The sequence below is a fragment of the Idiomarina sp. X4 genome, assembly GCF_002808045.1.
Taxonomy (GTDB): domain Bacteria; phylum Pseudomonadota; class Gammaproteobacteria; order Enterobacterales; family Alteromonadaceae; genus Idiomarina.
Genome location: NZ_CP025000.1, coordinates 2,295,349 through 2,318,690 on the forward strand (window position 1 = coordinate 2,295,349; position 23,342 = coordinate 2,318,690).

The 23,342-nt window shown below is 47.1% G+C and carries 19 protein-coding genes and 1 riboswitch; of the genes, 14 read left to right on the forward strand and 5 right to left on the reverse strand.

Annotation, left to right across the window (positions count from 1 at the left end):
- Positions 1–3: 3 nt before the first annotated feature.
- On the forward strand, positions 4–1,173 hold the full coding sequence (locus tag CWC33_RS11140) for a vWA domain-containing protein (protein ID WP_100691985.1): 1,170 nt from the start codon (positions 4–6) through the stop codon (positions 1,171–1,173).
- A complete protein-coding gene (locus tag CWC33_RS11145; RefSeq protein ID WP_100691986.1) occupies positions 1,170–2,558 on the forward strand; it encodes a phospholipase D-like domain-containing protein in 1,389 nt (462 codons plus the stop codon). Before CWC33_RS11140 ends, CWC33_RS11145 begins: the two co-directional genes overlap by 4 nt.
- On the opposite strand, the gene CWC33_RS11150 is transcribed toward CWC33_RS11145, so the two are convergent.
- A complete protein-coding gene (locus CWC33_RS11150) occupies positions 2,555–4,363 on the reverse strand; it encodes a DUF885 domain-containing protein (protein ID WP_100691987.1) in 1,809 nt (602 codons plus the stop codon). The two genes, CWC33_RS11145 and CWC33_RS11150, sit on opposite strands and share 4 nt — an antisense overlap.
- A 118-nt stretch (positions 4,364–4,481) precedes the next feature.
- On the opposite strand from CWC33_RS11150, the gene CWC33_RS11155 reads away from it, so the two are divergent.
- The 5 genes from CWC33_RS11155 (at position 4,482) to CWC33_RS11175 (ending at position 9,524) form a co-directional block, all read left to right on the forward strand.
- Positions 4,482–5,531 (forward strand): NAD(P)-dependent alcohol dehydrogenase, encoded by a 1,050-nt coding sequence (locus tag CWC33_RS11155; protein ID WP_100691988.1) that lies wholly within the window; start codon positions 4,482–4,484, stop codon positions 5,529–5,531.
- Positions 5,532–5,563: 32 nt separating this feature from the next.
- Positions 5,564–5,725: riboswitch (Lysine riboswitch) on the forward strand.
- Positions 5,726–5,775: 50 nt separating this feature from the next.
- Entirely contained in the window at positions 5,776–7,131 is a 1,356-nt protein-coding gene (lysC, locus tag CWC33_RS11160) for a lysine-sensitive aspartokinase 3 (RefSeq protein WP_100691989.1), read from the forward strand.
- A 71-nt stretch (positions 7,132–7,202) separates the two neighbouring features.
- On the forward strand, positions 7,203–8,000 hold the full coding sequence (locus CWC33_RS11165; RefSeq protein WP_100691990.1) for an undecaprenyl-diphosphate phosphatase: 798 nt from the start codon (positions 7,203–7,205) through the stop codon (positions 7,998–8,000).
- A gap of 3 nt (positions 8,001–8,003) precedes the next feature.
- Entirely contained in the window at positions 8,004–8,828 is an 825-nt protein-coding gene (locus CWC33_RS11170) for an ion transporter (RefSeq protein ID WP_100691991.1), read from the forward strand.
- Between the two features lie 66 nt (positions 8,829–8,894).
- Positions 8,895–9,524, forward strand: coding sequence for a M48 family metallopeptidase (locus tag CWC33_RS11175; RefSeq protein WP_198511822.1), 630 nt, complete (start codon positions 8,895–8,897; stop codon positions 9,522–9,524).
- Here the strand turns inward: CWC33_RS11175 and CWC33_RS11180 are convergent.
- On the reverse strand, positions 9,521–9,742 hold the full coding sequence (locus tag CWC33_RS11180) for a hypothetical protein (protein WP_088768048.1): 222 nt from the start codon (positions 9,740–9,742) through the stop codon (positions 9,521–9,523). The two genes, CWC33_RS11175 and CWC33_RS11180, sit on opposite strands and share 4 nt — an antisense overlap.
- Positions 9,743–9,827: 85 nt before the next feature.
- Between CWC33_RS11180 and gloA the strand changes: the two genes are divergently transcribed.
- From gloA to CWC33_RS11195, 3 genes are all read left to right on the forward strand, one after another.
- Complete coding sequence (gene gloA / locus CWC33_RS11185; RefSeq protein WP_100691993.1) at positions 9,828–10,268, forward strand: lactoylglutathione lyase; 441 nt, start codon at positions 9,828–9,830, stop codon at positions 10,266–10,268.
- 75 nt (positions 10,269–10,343) lie between these two features.
- Positions 10,344–12,569, forward strand: coding sequence for an NADP-dependent isocitrate dehydrogenase (locus tag CWC33_RS11190; protein WP_100691994.1), 2,226 nt, complete (start codon positions 10,344–10,346; stop codon positions 12,567–12,569).
- A gap of 89 nt (positions 12,570–12,658) precedes the next feature.
- Entirely contained in the window at positions 12,659–13,129 is a 471-nt protein-coding gene (locus CWC33_RS11195; RefSeq protein ID WP_100691995.1) for a hotdog fold domain-containing protein, read from the forward strand.
- 63 nt (positions 13,130–13,192) lie between these two features.
- On the opposite strand, the gene CWC33_RS11200 is transcribed toward CWC33_RS11195, so the two are convergent.
- The 3 genes from CWC33_RS11200 to CWC33_RS11210 all read right to left on the reverse strand — a co-directional run bounded on the left by CWC33_RS11200 (position 13,193) and on the right by CWC33_RS11210 (position 17,844).
- Entirely contained in the window at positions 13,193–14,746 is a 1,554-nt protein-coding gene (locus tag CWC33_RS11200; RefSeq protein WP_100691996.1) for a peptide MFS transporter, read from the reverse strand.
- A 143-nt stretch (positions 14,747–14,889) separates the two neighbouring features.
- On the reverse strand, positions 14,890–15,648 hold the full coding sequence (locus CWC33_RS11205) for a TerC family protein (RefSeq protein ID WP_088768053.1): 759 nt from the start codon (positions 15,646–15,648) through the stop codon (positions 14,890–14,892).
- A gap of 21 nt (positions 15,649–15,669) precedes the next feature.
- Positions 15,670–17,844, reverse strand: coding sequence for a putative bifunctional diguanylate cyclase/phosphodiesterase (locus CWC33_RS11210; RefSeq protein ID WP_100691997.1), 2,175 nt, complete (start codon positions 17,842–17,844; stop codon positions 15,670–15,672).
- A 170-nt stretch (positions 17,845–18,014) separates the two neighbouring features.
- On the opposite strand from CWC33_RS11210, the gene CWC33_RS11215 reads away from it, so the two are divergent.
- From CWC33_RS11215 to acnD, 4 genes are read left to right on the forward strand one after another with little or no spacing between them, the layout of a single operon-like run.
- Entirely contained in the window at positions 18,015–18,713 is a 699-nt protein-coding gene (locus CWC33_RS11215) for a GntR family transcriptional regulator (RefSeq protein WP_088768055.1), read from the forward strand.
- Entirely contained in the window at positions 18,710–19,588 is an 879-nt protein-coding gene (gene prpB / locus CWC33_RS11220; RefSeq protein ID WP_100691998.1) for a methylisocitrate lyase, read from the forward strand. The genes CWC33_RS11215 and prpB overlap by 4 nt, the downstream gene beginning before the upstream one ends.
- A gap of 23 nt (positions 19,589–19,611) precedes the next feature.
- On the forward strand, positions 19,612–20,736 hold the full coding sequence (gene prpC, locus CWC33_RS11225; protein ID WP_100691999.1) for a bifunctional 2-methylcitrate synthase/citrate synthase: 1,125 nt from the start codon (positions 19,612–19,614) through the stop codon (positions 20,734–20,736).
- Position 20,737: 1 nt separating this feature from the next.
- A complete protein-coding gene (acnD, locus tag CWC33_RS11230) occupies positions 20,738–23,335 on the forward strand; it encodes a Fe/S-dependent 2-methylisocitrate dehydratase AcnD (RefSeq protein WP_100692000.1) in 2,598 nt (865 codons plus the stop codon).
- Positions 23,336–23,342 lie beyond the last annotated feature (7 nt).

Consider the following 23,342-nt stretch of genomic DNA (forward strand, 5'->3'; position numbering starts at 1 on the left):
GCCATGTTTGTTGAGTTTTTCCAAACATTACGGCGTCATGGTTTAAAAACCAGCATTACCGAATGGCTGGATTTACTGGCGGCCATGAAAGCTAATTTAGCGTTTGCTGATGTTGATCAGTTTTACCATTTGTCGCGATTAATACTGGTAAAAGACGAGTCTTACTACGATAAGTTTGACCGGGCGTTCGGCGAGTACGTCGAAAAGGTGTCAAAAACTGATGTTGCTGAAAAAATCCCGAACGACTGGCTTGAAAACGCGTTAAAGCGAGAGCTCAGTGAAGAAGAAAAGCAGAAAATTCAGCAGCTGGGCAGTTTGGAAGAGTTGATTAACACCTTTCATGAACGCTTGAAAGAGCAGCAAAAACGGCATCAGGGTGGCTCAAAATGGATAGGTACCGGGGGGACGTCTCCGTTTGGCGCTTACGGGTATCACCCTGGCGGTATTCGCATTGGTCAGGAGGGCAATCGTAATCGCAGTGCCTCCAAGGTCTGGGACAGGCGTGAATTTAAAGACTTAGATCGAAATGCCAGATTAGAGCAACGAGGGTTTCAGGTCGCGTTGCGTAAACTCAGGCAGTTTGCTCGCACCGGCGCCGCATCAGAGCTTGATTTGGATGAAACCATTGCTGCAACGTCAAGAAAAGGCGGTTTGCTTGATTTAAAATGGCGGGCAGAGCGTCACAATGCCGTTAAAATTATATTGCTGTTGGATGTTGGCGGCTCAATGGATGACTACATTTATCAATGTGAACAGCTATTTACCGCATTGAAAAATGAGTTTAAGCATTTAGAACTGTTTTATTTTCATAACTGCGTGTACGAAGGGGTATGGCGCGCGAACAGTCGCCGCCGGGAAGAGCAAATTCCGACCCAACAGCTGATACAAACGTACGGTGAGGATTATAAGCTGTTGTTTGTGGGGGATGCCACCATGGGCCCGTACGAAATAGCTTATCCGGGCGGCAGTGTCGAGCACTGGAATGAAGAGCCGGGCCAGGCATGGCTGGAGCGTTTAACTCGACATTTTGATAAAGTGGCTTGGCTGAATCCGCAACCTAAACAATACTGGCAGTACTATATGTCGGTTCGAATGATTAACGACTTAATGGCTGGTCGCATGTACCCGCTGACCATTGAAGGACTTGAAGAGGCGATGGAAAAGCTACGATGACATCAAAGGTTAACGTTGCACAGGTAAGTCAGTTTCAGCTGCTGTCAGATGCGCACCAGGCGTTGATCGAGCGGGTGAAACTGCTGCGCTCCGCAAAGAAACATATCGCGATGCAATACTACCTGTGGCGGCCGGACACCAGTGGGTTAACCCTCTTGAAGGAACTGCTGAATGCGGTAGAACGGGGAGTGACTGTCGACTTACTGCTGGATGATCATCACAGCAGACCCATAGAACCATTGTTGCGTGACTTATCCCGCCGTAGCAACTTTAACGTGAAGTTTTTCAATCCGTTTCGACATCGTCGCTGGCGCTGGGTGAATTGGCTGACCGATTTCAAGCGTATGAACCGACGTATGCATAACAAGGCGTTGGTTATTGACCAGCAAATAGCGATAGTGGGCGGGCGTAACGTTGGTGATGAGTACTTCGGAACTCATGCCGGTCAGCTTTTTTCTGATTTGGATGTTATTGCCCGAGGTCCGGTGGTCGCTAAAGTGCTGGAAGATTGGCGTCATTATTGGCAATGCGCTCTGTCTAAATCGGTTGGTTTGATAAAGCGAACTCATCGCAGTCGACTGTTTGAAGAAATATGGAAAGTGTTTGAGTCCAAGCCGGAAACGCAAGATTTAAACAAGTATGTGTTGTCGGACGAACAGTTAAATGATGATACCAAAGCATTGCCTGAATTTTCAGCATCAGCGCAGGTCGTCAGTGATGACCCCTTAAAAGCGGACTTGACCTCAAAACCTAAACGTTCGTTAACGCAGCAAATAGCCAAAACCATCGGCTCTGCGACTCATTCTATCTTGTTAGTCTCGCCATATTTTGTCCCCACGGCAACCGGTGTAAAAGAATTAGAAAGTTTAGCTGAGCAAGGTGTTGAAGTACGTGTTTTGACAAACTCATTAGCCGTTACCGACGTGCCGGCCGTGCATGCAGGATATCAGCGCCGTCGTCGTCGTTTGTTGTTGGCAGGCATTAAATTGTTTGAGTTACGCCGAACGGAAGAGAAAAAACTACGAAAAGACATGAAACCTTACTTTCGCCGCTCTGCGTCAAGTCTGCATGCCAAAACCGTTACTGTAGACGGCAGCAAAGTCTTCGTAGGTTCATTTAATTTCGATCCACGATCAGCGCAGATCAATACAGAATCCGGAATTATTATTGAGTCGGTCGCTATGGCACAGCGTATTAACTCAATGTTTGATCATGAGCTTCCTATGCGTGCTTATGAAGCAAGATTGAACCGTTTTTATAAACTGTATTGGTTGGATAAAAGCCAAATTCCGGCGCAAAAGCTCTATAAAGAGCCCGGCGCTGGTATTGGCAGACGCTTAACGGTTTGGTTGACTGCGCGTCTGCCGGTGGACCACTTACTCTAAAGCCGTTCGGCTATCCAGCGTCTGACTTTTTGTTCCAGAATGACAAGTGGCACAGCGCCGTCTTCTAAAATGACCCGGTGAAACGCCTTAATATCAAATTTGTCGCCGAGTTTGCTTTCGGCACGGCGGCGTAACTCGCTGATTTTTAGTTCACCCACTTTATAGGCCAGTGCTTGCCCTGGTAATGCCATGAAACGTTCTGCTTCCGAAACAGCACGTGCTTCAGCAACTGGTGCATTTTCGTACATGTAGTCGAGCACTTGCTGACGCGACCAGCCTTTGAAATGAATACCGGTATCGACAACTAATCGAATAGAGCGCCACAATTCAGCAGCGAGTTGGCCAAAGCGTTGGTATGGGTCATCGTATAGGCCTAAATCGTAACCGAGTGCCTCAGAATACAGTCCCCAGCCCTCGGTATAAGCGGTTTCTCGACCGTACTTACGAAACTCGGGTAAGTCTTCAAGCTCCTGTTGAATGGAAATTTGGAAGTGGTGACCCGGCGCTGCTTCATGCAAAAACAGGGCGGTTTTGGCCCAGTTAGGGCGTGACCCTAAATCATAGGTGTTCAGGTAAAATATTGCCGGGCGTGAGTCATCTGCAGGTGCTGATTGATAAGAACCTGAACTGGCTGACTGCTCACGAAATTCTTCAACTTTTCTGACTTCGTAGTCGGCTTTCGGAAAAATATTGAAAAGCTTACTAACACGTTCATCAACTGTGCTGCGTAGTGCTCGGTAGTCCTCGACCATTGCTTCACGACTTTCGTAAATAAACTGAGGGTCGTTGGTCATAAAGTCAAAGAATTGTGACAGGTCACCGTCGAATTTAATTTCCTCCATAATGTCTCGCATTTGTGAATGAATGCGCGCCACTTCGCTTTTTCCTATTTTATGAATGCGGTCGGCGTTAAGTTGCGTTGACGTATTGGCCTCTATCTTATGTTGGTACCAGGCATCGCCGCCGGGTAATTGGCCAAGACCGAAAGTTTCGGTGCGAGTATGAGGTAAATAGTGATCTTCCAAATAACTGGCTAACATTTTGTAGGCAGGTATTACGGCATCGCTTAATACCTTTTTATAGCGCTGCTTTATCGCCTCTGCTTCTGAGCCTGAAATAGTCTCAGGCATATTGGCTATGGGCGTCCAAAAGAGAGTGTTCTCCACATTATTATCAATATGTGCCGTAATTTGCGGTATGGCCTTTTCAATTAATACGCGCGGTTGAACAATGTCTTTCTCCACGCCTTTTTTCATGTTGGCAATGGCTTGCTCGAATAGGCGCGGAATTTGTTCCATTCGCGAGGCCCAATTTTCATAGTCCTGAACCGTTTTAAACGGTTGCGCCGACTCACCGGATCCCAGCATGGCTAAACGACCCGCCAGATTATAAAACTGATTAATTGGAATAAGGTGCTCCGGGTACTGCAGCCCTTCAAGCTCTAACTCCATTTTACGTTTGAAAATGTCGTAGCTGATGCGTTGGCTGCGTGAGAGTTGCTCGGCATTAATGCCGGATATTTTATCCAGGAAGCGTTGGTTTAACTTACGTTGCTTTTCAATGTGTTGTTCGGACAAGTAATTGGGCAGCAGGTCGTTATAGCGCTTGTCGCCAATGTATGTCGCTAGTAGCGGGTTAAGCTTCAGGTTCTGCTCAAAGTAGTTGTTGTAAATGGCATCAAGCTGTTCAGAGACGGACGATTGCTTAATAACGGAACCAGCGCTTTCCGAGCCTGAGTTGTTTGTCGCTTCGCCACAACCGCCTAGAAGTAAAGAAATAGAAACCGCAATCAGTGTCTTTTTCATCGTTGAACCTTTCATTGTCGTTATTGTTGCTAAAATACTAGGTGTTTGGCTGCTATGGTGCAATCCAAAAGACAAAACGAACAGTAGAAGTAATACACCGTTTCAAGAAGGAGTTTTTATGACTAAGGCATACGCAGCGGAATCTGAACAGTCAGGTTTAGCCCCTTATGGTATTGAGCGTCGTGAATTGAGAAGTGACGACGTTGCTATTGATATTCTTTATTGTGGTGTATGTCACACCGACATTCACTATGCTGAAAATGACTGGGGCGGCACCATCTACCCGGTGGTTCCGGGTCATGAAATTATTGGCCGTGTGACCTCTGTTGGTAAAGACGTCAACAACTACAAAGAAGGTGACTTGGTTGGTGTTGGCTGTATGGTCGATTCTTGCCGCAAATGCAGTTCTTGCGCTCAGGGCCTAGAGCAGTACTGCTTAAACGGCATGGTGCCAACCTATAACGGTGAAGACCTGCACGATAAAAGCATTACCTATGGCGGCTATTCCGAAAAAATTGTGGTCAGCGATCGTTTCGTGGTGCGCGTGCCTGAAAAACTGGATGCGGCAAAAGCGGCTCCTCTGCTATGTGCGGGCATTACCACCTACTCACCGTTGCGCCATTTTGGCGTGAAAGAAGGCCATAAGGTTGGTGTTATTGGTATGGGTGGCTTAGGTCACATGGGTGTAAAGTTTGCCAAAGCCATGGGTGCTGAAGTCACCATTTTCACTCGTTCAGAAAGTAAGGTCAGCGAAGCGAAAAAGCAAGGCGCTGATCACGTTATTATCTCGACCGATGAAAAGCAGATGGAAGCGGCGGCGGAAACGTTCGATTTCTTGTTAGATACGGTGCCTGTTCAGCATGACTTAAATCCGTACATTAACTGCCTGAAAGTAGACGGCACGCACATTTTGGTTGGTTTACTGGAGCCGGTAGACCCTGCTTTACAAGCTGGCCAACTAGTAATGAAGCGTCGAGTCTTAGCTGGCTCGCTCATTGGTGGAATTCCTGAAACTCAGGAAATGTTGGACTTCTGTGCCGAGCATGACATTCACTGTGATATTGAAATGCTGGATATTAAGAACATTAATGACGCGTTCAAACGAATGAAAAAAGGCGATGTGAAGTACCGTTTCGTCATTGATATGGACACGTTAAAGCAGTCGTAGATTGAATATAAACCGCATTTTGTGGTTTACTAGAGTCTGGAAGAGGCGCGGTACTCAGGCAGCTTAGCAACCATCTACCAAAGAGCTAAGTGAGGGGAGTAACCGCCGAGGCGCAAGTGCATGGCATGGCTTGCGTCGGCTGTTGAGTTTGAACACTTGCGGCTGTCACCGTTAGGTGGAGAGCTTCTGGAGACCCTCCTTTTTAAGCTCTCTGAACGTTGTTGTATTCAGTTCAGGGGAAACTATGTTACCCATTCATGTTGCAAAGTTCGGCGGTACCAGTATGGCCAATGCCGAGTCGATACAAGCTTGTGTCGAGGTTGTCGAACGCCAGAATAACCCAACCTTGGTTGTAGTCAGTGCCTGTGCCGGCGTCACTAATCGGTTAGTGGCAATCAGCCATTCTCACACACAAACTGAACGCCAACGTTTATTGGATGAAATTGTCAATATTCATTGGCAGGCAGCGTCAGCATTGCCTAAAGACGATGCGGTGCATCATCATCTTGCACAGTTACATCAGTTATTAGGTATGTTGGTAGAGCAAGCGCCGGCGGCTTTGGAAAGCCATCAGCGCCAGAGCCGCGATGACATTTTAAGTTTTGGCGAGCGGTGCTCGTCACGCTTGTTTTCAGCCTATTGGTCGCGAGCGACTGGTGTAACTACTGATGTGGCAGATGCCCGCTCTTTGCTTGTCACAAACAGTAACTTTGGTAATGCGCTACCCAATATAGAGAAAACCCGGGAGTACTGCGTTACGTTGCGAGCATGCTTAACGGAAGGTGCCAGGATAGTGACGCAAGGCTTTATTGGTGCTAGCGAAGACGGCAGCACTACAACCTTAGGCCGCGGAGGTAGTGACTACAGTGCAGCAATACTGGCGGCTGCGATGGACGCGGAGCAGTTGAATATCTGGACGGATGTGGCAGGTATTTACACTACTGACCCGCGTATTTGTTCCGAGGCGAGACCCTTAGAGCAAATTAGCTTTGCCGAGGCTGCAGAGCTGGCGACCTTTGGTGCAAAAGTACTGCATCCTAAGAGTTTAAAGCCGGCCATTGAAAGCGGGATTAAGGTTTTTGTGGGTCACAGTCGTTACCCGGAAAAAGGCGGAACGCTTATTTTGCCAGAGCCAGATGAACGTCCCTCGATTCGCGCACTGGCGCGCCGAAAGAACCAGACATTACTAACGGTGAATAGTGTCGATATGCTGCACGCAACGGGTTTTTTAGCACGTTTGTTCGACATTCTTGCACGCTATGACATTAGTGTGGATTTGGTGACAACCTCTGAGGTCAGCATTGCTTTAACTCTGGACGAAGAAGGCTCTCAGGCAAATGGGTTGTCTATGTTACCGGAGGCTATGCTGGATGAGTTGCGAGAATTTGCCACAGTAACGATTGAACGCGGACTGAGCCTAATTGCAGTCATTGGCAACGATATTGGGCACTTTGGGGATATCTCTCCGTGGGTGTTAGAAGCGGCATCACCGGTGCCAATACGCTTGATTTGTCAGGGGGCTAGTCGGCATAACTTGTGCTTTTTAGTCGCTGACGAACAAGCGGAAAACATCATTAAAAAACTTCATGCAAAACTATGACGTTGGTGTCCAGTTCGGTCTATAATGCTCAACAATTTTTGGACAATAAAAGACAAAGAGCGAGTCGTTAAATGGAGCTGTGGCAAGCCATCATACTAGGGATAGTGCAGGGCATTACCGAGTTTTTACCCATTTCCAGTTCAGCGCACTTAATTCTCATGCCAGTGCTGACCGGCTGGAATGATCAGGGTGTTGGGTTTGATTTATCAGTGCATGTAGGCACCTTGCTGGCGGTAATTCTCTATTTCCGTAAAGACGTTGCCGCATTGTTTACGGACGGGCTTCGTTCAATTCCGGCTCGCCAAAATGTCGGACAAAGCAAATTGGGCTGGATGGTTGTTATTGCCACCATTCCGGCCTGCGTTTTTGGCGTGTTGCTGCTTGACTATATTGACACGGTATTGCGAGCGGTATGGGTGATTATCACGACCACGGTGGTGTTTGCAGTACTACTTGCCGTTGCTGACCGGTGGGGACGGGGCCGTCGCCAGCTCGAGTCAATTGGTTTAAAAGACGCCATTATTGTTGGTTTAGCACAGGCCGTTGCACTTATCCCTGGCACGTCGCGCTCTGGAGCGACCATTACTGCCGGGTTATTCATGGGGCTTGATCGCGAAACGGCTTCAAAGTTTTCTTTTTTTATGGCCATACCCATTACGACAGCGGCCGCTTTAATTAAGCTGCTAAGCATCTATAGCGAAGGGATAGCCGTTGACTGGCATGGCTTTATTGTAGGCGGTGTGGCTTCGTTTGTAACGGCAATTACAGCCATTCACTTCTTTTTGAAGTGTCTTAACGACTTTGGCATGTGGCCTTATGTTATTTACCGCCTGGTGCTTGCGGTTGTCTTATTTTGGGTGTTCGTGTAAACCATGTACGAGAATCTAAAAAAACAATTATTTGAGCTTAAAAGTAATCGTATTTTTGAGTTTGCGGTTATTGCTGTCATTATCATTTCAGCACTGGAAATTGGTGCGAAAACTTATGAGCTTCCGGGCATCGCTAATAACCTATTGTTGGGCTTGGACTGGTTTATTACCGTTTTTTTTGTGGTGGAAATTAGTATCCGCTTTATTGCTGACCATGACAAAAAGAACTTCTTTAAAAATGGCTGGAATGTTTTTGATACCTTAGTTGTTGTGGTCAGCCTGATACCAATAAATGACTCAGAACTGGCGCTTTTAGCCCGCTTAGTGCGAATATTCCGAGTGCTTCGGATGATTTCTATTATCCCCGAGCTTCGCACCCTTATTACCTCTCTATTGAAAGCTTTGCCGCAAATGGGCTATGTGGTTTTGCTGATGTTTATTATCTTCTACATTTATGCCGCAGTAGGCAGTTATTTGTTTGCAGATATCAACCCGTTTTTATGGGATAACATTGCAACGTCTATGTTAACGCTTTTTAGGGTTATGACGTTTGAAGACTGGACAGATATTCAATATGAAACCATGGAAGTGTATCCATGGAGCTGGCTGTTTTATATGACGTTTATATTCCTGACGGCTTTTGCCTTTTTGAATATGGTTATTGGTATTGTCGTTAATGTTATGGACAAAGAGAGCCAGGCTGAAGCTGAAGAATTGCGTCAGCAGCTTGAGGAAGAGCAGGGACCTGAGCCAACCATGCGTGAGCTGCAGGACGAAATTCGTGAGCTTAAATTGCTATTGCAATCGCAACGGCAGAACACCGAGTAAGTTATGCACATCGGCGGCTGCAAAATTGAAGTTACCCGCAAGCGCATAAAGCATCTTTATTTAAGGATGAAAGAACCCGGCTGTGTTGAGGTGTCGGCGCCTAAGCACTGGCCGGGTGGTTATATTCAGTCAGTTTTAGAAGCGAGAAGTGACTGGATAAAAGAGCAGCAACAAAAGCTATTGCAGCGGCAATTAGCGACCCCTAAATTTCAGTCCTATGAAGACCATGCAGAGGTATTTTTTGAAGGGCAAAGCTATCGCTTGAATGCGGTACTTAAAAGCGCCTTTCCTCACCTTGGCGCAGTGACGCTTTGCCAAAAGAACAAGACATTAACCTTAAGCCTGTCTGATCCTTCGAACTTAGATGCCCGTAAAAAACAGTTAGATAAATGGCTTCGCGCTCAGTTAAAAGGGCGTATTACGCAGCTACTGGAACAGTGGCAACCCATTATGGAGGTTGCCGCCAGTGACTTTGGTGTGAGAAAAATGAAGACTCGCTGGGGCAGCTGCAACATTCGTACTCATAAGATCTGGTTAAATTTCGACTTGATTGCGAAAGCCCCGGAAAGCTTGGAGTACGTGGTCGTGCACGAACTCACACACTTATATGAGCGTTACCATAATAAGCGGTTTTACAGCCTTATGGATCATTATCTCCCCGACTGGCGAGAACGAAAACAGCGGCTCAATAGTTAGCGAAGATCTTGCCCTAGCTGATTTTGCGCGATAAGTCTGAAAACATAAGCGACTTTAAATAAGCCCGCTAAAATAACTTGAGATAAGTGCAAAAATACCAGCAGCATAAGTGGCAGGTTTTCTTCCTGAAACCAGGCCAAATAAAACACAACAATTGAAAGTAGTAAGAACACCACCATAGAGGTGTTAGAGGTTTTTAACAGTGTTAGAGGTTTCATAATAAACATTCCTAATGCATGTTTAATAAATGCATCTTATATGCATCTTTAATATAGATCAAGAAAAGTGTTCAAGGAGCAGGCAATGCGGTATTTACATACCATGGTTAGAGTGCACGATTTGGAGCGTTCATTGCACTTCTATTGCAATTTACTCGGCATGAAAGAAGTGTCGCGCAAGGAAGTTGAGAAGGGGCGGTTTACCCTAGTTTACCTTGCCGCAGAAGATGATTATGAACGTGCTGAAAGCGAACGTTCTCCTGAACTGGAGCTGACCTGTAACTGGGATCCTGAAACGTATAGCGGTGGTCGTAATTTCGGACACTTAGCGTTCGAGGTAGATAATATTTATGATCTTTGCCAGAAGTTGAAGGATAACGGGGTTATTATTAATCGTCCCCCGCGCGACGGTCACATGGCGTTTGTCCGTTCACCCGATAATATTTCTATCGAACTACTCCAAAAAGGCGAAAGCCTTCCGGAACAAGAACCCTGGGCGTCAATGGAGAATATCGGTACATGGTAATTGAGGGCTAAATCGCCTATAATCTTGCCACCTTTTTTTGCATATTTACTTTAGGTCCAACGAATAGGAATGACTATGTCGACTGATAAAGCAAAGATTATTTACACTGAAACGGACGAGGCGCCACGCTTGGCGACATACTCGTTATTACCGATTATTGAAGCTTTCACAAAAGCGGCCGGTGTTTCAGTGGAGACCCGCGATATTTCTTTGGCTGGTCGTATTATTTCGCAGTTTCCGGAGTACCTGACCGAAGAACAACGTCAGTCAGACGCTTTAGCTGAGCTGGGCGAAATGGCGAAAACTGCAGAAGCAAACATTATTAAGCTGCCAAACATTAGTGCGTCTATTCCACAAATGACGGCATGTATTAAAGAGCTACAGGAACAAGGTTACAAACTGCCGGACTTTCCGTTTGACCCGCAAACAGACGAAGAAAAAGACGTTCGTGCACGTTACGACAAAGTAAAAGGCAGTGCGGTAAACCCAGTGTTGCGTGAAGGTAACTCTGACCGCCGTGCACCAAGTGCAGTAAAAAATTATGCGAAAAAGAACCCACATCGCATGGGTGAGTGGTCAAAAGACTCAAAGTCTCACGTTGCGCACATGAGCGATGGCGACTTTTACAGCAGCGAAAAATCAATGACATCGGCTACCGATGACAGCTTCAAAATTGTTTTAGAAGCGAATGGTGAGCAAAAAGTTTTGAAAGGGTCTGTGCCTGTCTTGGCAGGTGAAGTTGTTGATGCAGCCACTATGAGCAAAAAGCAATTGCAGGCGTTCTTTGAAAAGGAAACCGCTGCCGCAAAAGAAGAAGGCGTTTTACTGTCTCTGCACTTAAAAGCGACCATGATGAAAGTGTCCGACCCAATCATGTTTGGTCATGCGGTACGTGTTTTCTTTAAAGATGTTCTTGAAAAGCATGCCGACGTGATGAAAGACATTGAGTTTGACGCCAGCAACGGTATTGGCGACCTGTATAACAAACTTGAGAAATTGGACGCAGACAAGCGCGCTGAGATTGAGTCTGATCTGGAAGCGGTTTACTCAAGCCAGCCTGAATTGGCGATGGTTAACTCGCACAAGGGTATTACCAACCTGCACGTTCCAAGTGACGTCATTATTGATGCGTCTATGCCTGCGATGATCCGTGACTCGGGCAAAATGTGGGACAAAAACGACAGTCGTCAAGATGCTAAAGCAATGATTCCTGATCGCTGCTATGCCGGTCTTTACCAAGAAACCATTAACTTCTGCAAAGAAAATGGCGCATTTGACCCATCCACTATGGGTACAGTACCTAACGTTGGCTTAATGGCGCAAAAAGCAGAAGAGTACGGTTCGCACGATAAAACCTTCGAAATTCCAGCTGACGGCGTTGTGAAAGTGTTGAATAAGGCCGGTGATGTTGTGTTCGAACATAACGTTGAGGAAGGTGATATCTGGCGTATGTGTCAGGTAAAAGACGCTCCTATCCGCGACTGGGTGAAACTGGCAGTGACCCGTTCACGCTTAAGTGGCATGCCAGCGGTATTCTGGTTAGACAGCAACCGTGCGCACGACGCTCAGTTAATTAAGAAAGTCGAAGAGTACTTAAAAGAGCACGACACTGACGGTCTTGATATCCAAATTATGGCGCCGGTAGAAGCAACTCGCCACACACTACAGCGTGTGAAAGAAGGTAAAGATACCATTTCTGTAACTGGTAACGTTCTGCGTGACTACCTGACCGACTTATTCCCAATTCTGGAACTGGGTACGTCAGCGAAAATGCTGTCAATTGTGCCGTTGATGAATGGCGGTGGTTTGTTTGAAACGGGCGCAGGGGGCTCAGCACCTAAGCACGTCCAGCAATTTGTGGAAGAAAACCACTTACGTTGGGACTCTCTAGGCGAGTTCCTGGCATTAGCGGCCTCTCTTGAACACTTAAGCCGTACGTTTGATAACAAGCGTGCACAAGTTCTGGCTGACAGTCTTGACGTTGCAACAGCTAAGTTCTTAGACGAGAACAAGTCACCGTCACGTAAAGCCGGTGAAATTGATAACCGCGGTTCACATTTCTATCTGGCCATGTACTGGGCAGAAGCACTGGCAAATCAGAACGACGATGCTGAACTGAAAGAACGTTTCAGTAAGCTGTCTGACAAACTGTCTGGTAATGAGCAAGCCATTATTGATGAACTGAACGGCGTTCAGGGCGTGAAAGTGGATATTGGCGGTTATTACCAGCCAAACCCTGAGAAAGTGTCTGCAGCAATGCGTCCTTGCTCAGTATTGAATGAAACCTTAGCGAGCTTATAATTGAGCAGTCTAAGCTAATAAAAAAGCAGGCTTTGGCCTGCTTTTTTTATGCCTATAATTTGTCAATTCGACTTCCGGGAGAGAGAATAGTGGCCAATGGCAATTACTTAATAAACTTATACGAACGCTGTTTAAAAATGCCGTTTGGGCGCAATATATTCTCAACCATGTTTGCCCGAAAAGCGCCTTATTTTGAAACCATTAAGCCGCTTATTACTGAATTAGAGCCTAATTTTTGTCAGCTTACGTTCAAAAAGCGCAAAGCCGTTCAGAACCACATTGGTACGGTGCATGCTATTGCGGTGTGTAATGGCATGGAAATGGCCATGGGCGCGGTTGCGGAGGCTTCTATTCCAAAGCATCTGCGTTGGATACCCAAGGGGATGAATGTTCAGTATTTGGCAAAAACAAACAGTGACGTGACTATTGAGGCGAAGGCATCAGAGCAGACCTGGCGAGTGGGTGAACAACCGATAACCGTGGAAGCGAAACGGGATGATGGTACTGTGGTTGCTGCTGGTGAGATTATTATCTACGTGTCGGAAAAGCCTAAAAAATAAATCGGGCATAATAAAAAGGGACCTGAAAGGTCCCTTTTTTACATGCTAAATGATTAGCCTCTATTAAGGCTTGCTAACCGGTTCGTTAGCATCAATAACTGCACCTGGGTGCTCGTCTTCACCGTCGTCCGGCGCCAGCTTTTCCCACTTGCGGGTAAACAGGGCCAGTACGAATACCGCCGCACCAACGCTCACACCGAACACAAAGATAGTCCAGTAAAGCTCAGGCATCGCCTGTGGGTTGTTCGGGTCAAGACCACCAGCCAACAAGCCGGCAACAACGTTACCGATAGAGTAGGTGAGTACGAAGATACCCATCATCTGGCCTGCCATGCGCTTCGGTGACAACTTACTCACAGCACTCAGGGCAACTGGGCTTAAGCACAACTCACCAACGGTATGAATAAAGTACACCGCAACCAACCAATATGGCGCCACTTTAAGTCCGCTAGCTGCTGCCTGGGACGCAAAGAACATGACAATAAATCCCGTCGCCATAATGATAAGGCCTATCGCACTCTTAAAACCGTACGATGGGTTGATCATGCGCTTGCTTAGGTTAATCCATAGCGCGGCAAAAAACGGCGACATGATGACCAGGAATATCGAGTTCAGTGACTGGAACCAAGTGGTCGGGATTTCAAAATCACCGACCATGCGGTCGGTTAAGTCGCGGGCAAACAGGTTGAATGAAGAACCTGCTTGTTCAAAACCTGCCCAGAACATCGTTGACGCAATACACACCAAGAATAGTGCACCGAGTCGCTTCATTTCGTCTCGAGTCAGCTTCCCGAAGATAAAAACGGACAGGTAGTACAGGAAAAATATCACCGTGAAAATAATGGCAACGTTTCCGGCAACGACGGTTGGATCAATCGTGACGTAGTCATTCAAGGCTAAAAAGGTATAAACCGCTAAACCCGCTAGTAATAGCCAAATGATGCTCCAGCTACGCTTAGTCGCTTTTGGGCTCATTGGTTTAGGTGGTTTCTCACCAACGCCTTTCAACTTAGACTGAGTCAGTTTGTACTGAATAAGACCGAATGCCATACCAACAGCTGCTGCACCAAAGCCCCAATGGTAACCTGCATTTTCCATGAGGTAACCGGTGACGAAGTAACCGATGATTGAACCAATATTGATACCCATGTAATACAGGGTATAGCCGCCATCTCGACGGTCATCATCGGAGCTGTACAGTTGCCCGACCATAGCGGTAATGTTTGGTTTCAATAAGCCTGTACCCAGTACCACTAAAATCATGCCAACGAAGAAGCCGGCTTCACTAGGAATGGCCAAAACAATGTGGCCAAGCATAATGATGATACCGCCGTACCAAGTGGCGCGTTGACCGCCTAACAAGCGGTCAGCGATCCAGCCACCCGGCAAGCCCATGAAATAGACAGCGCCGGTGTATAGACCGTAAATAGCCGTTGCAGAGGCAACGGTTATCGCGAGGCCACCTTCTTGCAAACTGGCGGTCATGAATAAAACGAGCAGCGCGCGCATGCCGTAGTAACTCATGCGCTCCCACATTTCGGTAAAGAACAGGGTTTGTAATCCCCCTGGCTGTCCGAAAAAGCTTGAGTCTTTATCGACTATATTCTTAGGATCCATTCTTGTTATCCATTTTGTTATTTAACATCAAATAGTTATGTCTATTTTTAGCTTATTCGACTAAAGTCGGAGTCGAAAAAGGTGGCAATACTTTACTAGTGGTCGCCATATAATGGAACCGAAAACGACGAATTCGTTAGTTTTCACGATGCGTCGCCCGGTATTCCTTTGCGTAATTTGACGGGTTCTCGTTTAGAGCGGCGTTTTCTAACTTTTATATTTAGCATTTCTACCGTAAGCGAGAACGCCATAGCGAAGTAAACGTAGCCTTTTGGTACGTGGAAACCAAAACCTTCACCTACCAGTGTCATACCAATAAGAATCAAAAAGCTCAGCGCAAGCATTTTAATCGTTGGGTGTTGGTCGACAAATTCACTCACCGATTTGGCGGCGAGCAGCATAACGCCGACGGAAATAACAACAGCGATAACCATGACGGATAAATGTTCAGCTAAACCAACTGCTGTAATGACAGAGTCAAGGGAAAAAACAATATCCAGAATGGATATTTGAACGATGATGGATACAAAAGACGCTGAAACGATGGCTGTCTTTGTCTCGTCAGGCCCCTCAAGCGAGTGGTGAATTTCTAACGTCGACTTTCCTAAGAGAAAAAGCCCCCCGAGTAAGAGAATCAAGTCTCTTCCGGATATTTCTTCTGAAAACACAGTGAAGAGCGGTTCGGTTAGAGTCATCACCCAAGTAAGAGAAAAGAGCAGTAACAAGCGCGAGACCATTGCTAATACGAGACCAAGGGTTCTTGCTTTATCTCTTTGAGATTCCGGTAAGCGACCAACCAGTATTGAAATAAAGATGATATTATCAATACCTAGGACTATTTCCAGGGCAGTTAAAGTGGCAAGAGCTATCCAAGCCTCTGGCATCGTTACCCATTCAAACATAAAAAGCACCCAAGAGAGTTGTTATTTGAAGTGCTTACTATGCTTACGAAAGTCAGGTTCTGCAACTGGCTTACTGAATAAATAGCCCTGAAAGTAATCACAGCCAAGTGAAGAGAGGTAGTCAAAATGTTTCTCTGTTTCTACACCCTCAGCCACCACTTTAAGACCCAGGTTATGCGCCAACTGAACAATAGTTTGTACAATGGCTTCTTTCTGTTCGGACTGAAACATATCGCGCACGAAAGACACATCGATTTTGAGCACATCGAACGGCAGCTTCATTAAGTAGGATAGTGATGAATAGCCTGTTCCAAAATCGTCTAGCGCAAATTGGATACCCAGCTGCTTCAACTCCTTAATTTTATGAATAACGTCATCCAGGTTTTGCATTAGTACGCTTTCTGTCAATTCAAGCTTAAGTTGACCAGCAGGCACTTCATATTGTTTTAGCAGAGAGTTTAATTTGTCGACAAAATCCATTTGCTGGAATTGTGGGGCACTGACGTTAATTGAAAGTACCAAGTCGGTTAGCCCTAATTGTTGCCACTGACGTATAATCTGGCAGGCTTGTTCATTAATTAAGTCACCCAAGCCGATAATAAGTCCAGTTTCCTCCGCCAGTGGAATAAACTCTGCTGGCGACACCATGCCTCGTTCACTATGATGCCAGCGAATCAGTGCTTCTGCGCCAATGACTTGACGGTTTGTATCAAGTTGGGGTTGTAAATACAGTTCCAGCCCATCGCGTGTTTCTATAGCCTGGCGCAATTCTGCTTCCAGTTTCACTCGCTTTTCTATCGCGTCGGCCATTTCAGGATGATACAAGCGAATTTCACCCATACCATTACGTTTTGCCTCTGCTAAGGCCAGCGCAGCCTGAACAAGAATGTCCTCAGACGACTTTTTAAAACTATCAACAACAGTGACACCAAAACTCATTGAGCACTGGTGACGGTAGTCTTTGAGCGAGTAGGGGGCTTGCAATTCTTGTTGCAACGTTTTGGCCATACTGAGCGCGTGAGACTGCGCTTGTACCGGATTGTTACTTTTCTGTACCCGGGCGACCACGGCAAATTCGTTGGAGCTGGGGCGAGCCACCATGTGTACGTTTAATGCAACACGCTCTAGTCGGTGAGTAACGGACTGTAACAATAGATCACCTAAAGTCGGTCCAAGCGTGTTATTCAGCACTTTAAACTTATCGATATCGAGTAAGAACAGGACTAAGTGTTCGTTTTCCGGCGTTTCCTGCTGTTGTTGCGATAAGTAATCAAGCAATGAGCGGCGGTTTGGAAGGCCGGTTAATGTATCATTAAAGGCTAACTCCCGAATACGCTTATCTGACTGCTTGATAGCCCGGTAGTTGTGCTGGAAACGTTTATCAATAACGGATGATACCCAGGAAATCAGTGCGATCAGAGTGACAGCAACGACGATGGCGTAGATCAGCCATAAGTGTTGGTGTTGAGAACCTATTGGCAGAATTTCCGTAGAGGCTGTGGGGTAAAAGCGAGCGGCCAGCATAGCCGCGTAATGCATGCCACTAATTGCTGCAGCGATAATCAACGCGGTAACAAACTGGATTTTACGGAGTTCGTTTTTTGCACCACGAATTGTGCTCGAGCGGCTGTAGGTGCTCGTGGCGAATATGCCCAGAACGACTGCTATAAGAATTGAGGCGGCGAACCATACCGGTGAGTAGAGCAGCTCGGCGTTCAGCTGCATGGCTTCCATCCCCATGTAGTGCATTAGGCCAATGCCTGCGCCTAAAATTATGCCGGAGAGAATGTTTGTTTTTAAAGAGAACCGAGCACGCGCTTTTTTGAAGTTTGCCAACCTGTCTTCTGACAGGTGGAGTGAATACGCGTAATAATTGCCGATAACAGCAGGAACAATAGACGCCAGGGTTAGTCCCACGCTGTGAGAAACCATAACAGGTAACTGAAAAGCAATCATGCCTATAAAATGCATGCTCCATACGCCAATACCGGCGACTATTGCCGTAATCAGAGTCCAGGTTTTTTGTTGACTGACAGAGCGGTGCCGGTGCGCACGCTCAAAAATCTTTAATGCGGTAAATGACGCGATAAAGGCAACGAGGTAAGACAAAACAACCAGCCAGTGATTGTAATTGCCGGGGAGTGGAGCCTGTGCGTATTGCCCCAAATCAAAAAAGTTCATTAAAACGTCATTCATAAAAGCATCTTATCAGATCATTGGAAGGCTTAGACACGCTTAAATTACGAAAAGTTAAGCCATTTAAATTGTCGACAATATCAATCAAAACGAATTGAAAAATGCAGTTATTTCGACTACCCTAGTTGCATTGTCGACAACCAAGACGTTTTTATTAATTGAAATAACCTATGCAGACCTTTTACGATCAGCCGTACTCATTCAGATCACCCGTCACGTCAGCCGATCGTGTTTTAGTTGCGGTGCAAAAAGCCATTGTTGAAGGCGATATTGCTGCGGGAAGCAAAATCAGCGAAGCGGGCCTTGCTAAACAGTTTAATGTGAGTAGGGCGCCGTTGCGTGAAGCACTGGCGCGGTTAGAACGCTGTCATTTGGTGGAACGTACTCCAAACGCCGGCGCTCGCGTTGTCACGCTGACCTACGAAGGCCTAATTGCCTTGTATCAAATACGGGAGGAGCTGGAAGGGTTAGCCTGTCGGCTTGCGGCAGAGCAAATGGCTAATGATGAAATTGAGGCGCTGTCTAAGTTGTTAGAGCAGCACTTGGAAAGCCAGCGAGTGCGCGAGGGCGAAAGCTATTATCAAGAAGCGGGCGACGTCGACTTTCATTACCGCATTATTCTTGCCAGTAAAAACCAATACTTAATTAACATGTTGTGTGACGAGCTGTATTTTTTGGTTCGCATGTATCGTGTGCAGTTGGGAATGAATGGGCCGCGGGTGTCGCGTGCCTTTGACGAGCATAAAGCCATTATTACGGCCATTGCTAACCGCGATGGTGAACTTGCCGATTTGTTGATGCGCCGGCATATAAGTGCATCACGCAAAAACATTGAAACAAAACTACAAGCACATAAGGAAGTATCATGAGTCATTTAGAAAGCCCAGGCGCTAAATTGCGCCAAGCCGTAGCCGATGAGAGTCCACTACAAATTGTCGGTACCATTAATGCTTACACCGCCATGATGGCAGAAAAGGTGGGTCATAAAGCGCTTTATCTGTCCGGTGCCGGTGTTGCTAACGCTTCGTTTGGCTTACCTGACTTGGGTATGACTTCATTGAACGACGTGTGTGAAGACATCCGTCGTATTACCGGTGCCAGCGACTTGCCACTTTTAGTTGATGCTGATACCGGTTGGGGCGGCGCATTCAACATCGCCCGCACGGTTAAAGAAATGAGCCGCGCTGGTGCTGCTGGCTTCCATATCGAAGATCAGGTCGCGCAAAAGCGTTGTGGTCACCGTCCTAATAAAGAAATTGTCAGCCAGCAGGAAATGGTTGACCGCGTTAAAGCGGCTGTTGACGCGCGTATCGATGAGCAGTTCTACATCATGGCGCGTACGGACGCGTTCCAACAGGAAGGTATCGATGCGGCAATTGAGCGCGCACAAGCTTGTGTTGATGTTGGTGCGGATGCCATTTTTGCTGAAGCGGTGCACACGCTGGAGCACTATAAAGCCTTTACAGACGCATTAGACGTGCCGGTACTGGCTAACATTACTGAGTTTGGTGCTACGCCACTGTTCAATAAACAAGAGTTGGCCGATGTCGGCGTTGAGATTGTGCTTTATCCATTAAGTGCCTTCCGAGCTATGAACAAAGCGGCACTGAACGTCTACAATAGTATTCTAGAAAACGGCGACCAAAAAGCCGTTGTTGATGACATGCAAACCCGAGCGGAATTGTATGACTTTTTGAACTATCACGATTTCGAAGAAAAACTCGATCAATTATTTAAAAAATAAACAAAATTAAGAAGGGAAAAATCATGGCAGAGAAGAAACTAAGTGGCGCAGGCTTGCGCGGACAATCAGCCGGCGAAACGGCATTATGTACTGTTGGCAAAAGTGGCTCAGGCTTAACCTACCGAGGTTATGACATCAAAGAACTGGCTGAAAAAGTCAGCTTTGAGGAAGTGGCCTACCTGTTGGCAAAAGGCGAATTGCCCACTCAGTCGCAACTTGACGATTACCGCAAACGCTTAAAATCACTGCGCGTATTACCACAAGAAGTAAAAGACGTGCTGGAGCGCATTCCTAAATCAGCGCACCCAATGGACGTTATGCGTACCGGTTGCTCAATGCTGGGTAACCTGGAAACGGAAGAAAGTTTTGATGAAGCCGACGACCACATTGAGCGCTTTCTAGCGACATTCCCGGGTATCGTGCTTTATTGGTATCGTTTCACTCACGACGGCGTTCGTATCGATACGGACTCAGAAGAAGAATCTATCGGCGCGCATTTCTTACGCTTATTGCACGACAAGAAGCCATCGCAATTGCATGCCGATGTAATGAACACGTCATTAATTCTGTATGCAGAGCACGAATTTAATGCATCAACCTTTACGGCGCGTGTTTGTGCCTCAACACTGTCTGACATTCACTCGTGTGTTACCGGTGCAATTGGCTCATTGCGTGGCCCACTGCACGGCGGTGCGAATGAAGCAGCAATGGAGCTTATCGAAGACATGAAAGACGCGGAAGATGCCGAACAAACGTTGATGGGCATGTTAGAGCGCAAAGAAAAAATCATGGGCTTCGGTCATGCCATCTACAAAGAGTTTGATCCCCGTAACGACATCATCAAAGCGTGGTCGAAGAAACTGTCTGAAGAAGTCGGTGACAGCCGTTTATATGACGTGTCTGTGCGTTGTGAAGAAGTCATGTGGCGCGAGAAGAAACTATTCCCGAATGCAGACTTCTTCCATGCGTCGGCTTATAACTACATGGGCATTCCAACCAAACTGTTTACCCCAATCTTTGTTATGTCGCGGGTAACCGGCTGGACAGCACACGTTAAAGAACAACGTGCGAACAACCGTATTATTCGTCCGTCGGCGGACTACACTGGTCCAGAGGCACGTCCAGTACCTGCAATTGGTGACCGTTAATATGAATAATGAGTATCGCAAAAAGTTAGACGGCACGACGCTCGAGTATTTTGATACTCGTGCTGCCGTTGAAGCTATTGAACCGGGCGCTTACGAAAAACTGCCGTACACCTCGCGTGTATTGGCAGAAAACTTAGTTCGTCGTTGCCCGCCTGAGATTCTAACGCAGTCGCTAGAGCAGCTAATTTACGGCAAAAAAGAGCATGATTTTCCGTGGTTCCCGGCGCGTGTGGTTTGCCACGATATTTTGGGTCAAACGGCATTGGTTGACTTAGCCGGTCTGCGTGATGCGATTGCAGAGAAGGGCGGTGACCCAGCCAAAGTAAACCCGGTTGTGCCCACGCAGCTGATTGTCGACCATTCATTGGCGGTTGAACACGCAGGTTTTGAAAAAGACGCGTTTGAGAAAAACCGTGCCATTGAAGACCGTCGTAACGACGATCGCTTCCATTTTATTAACTGGACCAAAACGGCTTTTAAAAACGTTGACGTGATTCCACCCGGTAACGGGATTATGCACCAGATTAACCTGGAGAAAATGTCGCCAGTGGTGCAGGTTCGTGACAATGTGGCCTTTGTTGATACCTGTGTTGGTACTGACAGCCACACGCCAATGGTGGACGCTTTAGGCGTTATTTCTGTTGGTGTCGGTGGTCTTGAAGCAGAAAGTGTCATGCTAGGCCGTGCCTCTTATATGCGCCTGCCGGATATCGTAGGTGTTGAGTTAACCGGCAAATTGCGTCCGGGCATTACCGGTACTGATTTGGTTTTAGCGCTGACTGAATTCTTGCGTCGCGAACGTGTGGTTGGTGCTTACCTTGAGTTCTTCGGTGAAGGCGCAGAAGCATTGACCGTTGGCGACCGTGCGACGATTTCGAACATGACGCCGGAGTACGGTGCAACCGCGGCGATGTTCTATATCGATGATCAAACCATCGATTACTTAAAACTGACCGGCCGTGATGATGACCAGGTCGAATTGGTTGAGAAGTTCGCCAAAGAAACCGGCTTGTGGGGCGACAGTCTGAAAACCGCAGAGTACGGTCGTGTCTTACGTTTTGACTTATCGAAAGTTGAACGTAACTTAGCTGGACCGTCTAACCCGCACGCTTTGCTACCAGCAGCAGAGCTTTCTGAGCGCGGCGTAGCTAAGCATATTGAATACCCTGAAAACGGTAAAATGCCGGATGGCGCAGTCATTATTGCGGCGATTACCAGTTGTACCAATACCAGTAACCCTCGCAATATGATTGCAGCTGGCTTAATTGCGCGTAACGCTAATAAACTAGGCTTAACGCGTAAGCCTTGGGTTAAATCGTCTCTGGCGCCTGGCTCCAAAACCGTCAAAATGTACCTGGAAGAGGCTGACTTATTGCCGGAACTGGAAGATTTAGGTTTTGGTGTGGTGGCGTTTGCTTGTACCACTTGTAACGGCATGAGTGGTGCACTGGATCCGAAAATCCAACAAGAAATCATCGACCGTGACCTGTTCTCGACCGCCGTTTTGTCGGGTAACCGCAATTTTGATGGTCGTATTCATCCGTATGCGAAACAAGCATTCCTGGCGTCACCACCGTTGGTAGTGGCCTACGCTATCGCGGGTACCATTCGCTTTGATATCGAAAAAGATGTACTAGGGTATGACCATGACGGTAATCCGGTAACGCTTAAGGACATCTGGCCGAGCGACGAAGAAATCGATCGCATCGTCAAACAGAGCGTTAAGCCGGAGCAATTCCGCAAAGTGTATGACCCGATGTTCAATCTGAGCGTCGACTACGGTGAGAAAAATAATCCGTTGTATGAATGGCGAGAAATGAGCACCTATATCCGCCGTCCGCCATACTGGGAAGGCGCTTTGGCTGCAGAAAATAGCTTAACCGGCTTACGGCCTCTGGCGGTCCTGGGTGATAACATCACCACTGACCATTTGTCACCGTCGAATGCCATCATGGCAGACAGTGCCGCCGGCGAATATCTGGCCAAGATGGGCGTACCGGAAGAAGACTTTAACTCGTATGCGACGCACCGCGGCGATCACTTGACCGCACAACGGGCTACGTTCGCTAACCCGAAGTTGTTTAACGAAATGGTGCGCGATGACAATGGCGATGTCATTCAGGGCTCGCTGGCGCGGATTGAGCCAGAGGGCAAAGTTGTGCGCATGTGGGAAGCGATTGAGCATTACATGACCAATAAACAACCGCTGATTATCGTGGCGGGTGCGGATTATGGTCAGGGTTCTTCACGCGACTGGGCGGCGAAAGGTGTTCGCTTAGCGGGTGTTGAGGTCATTGTTGCCGAAGGCTTCGAGCGTATTCACCGTACCAACTTAATTGGTATGGGTGTGTTGCCATTGCAGTTTGAAGAAGGCACCACACGTAAGACGTTGAATATTGATGGTACGGAAACCTTTGACGTGAAAGGAACGCCAGCTCCGGGTGCGGTATTGCAGCTGACCATACACCGTAAAGACGGGTCGTCGCAGCAAGTTCCGGTCATTTGTCGTCTGGACACCAAAGAGGAAGTCTCTATTTACGAGGCCGGTGGTGTATTACAGCGCTTTGCGCAGGACTTTTTAGAAGCGGAAGCAAGCTAAGGAGTTT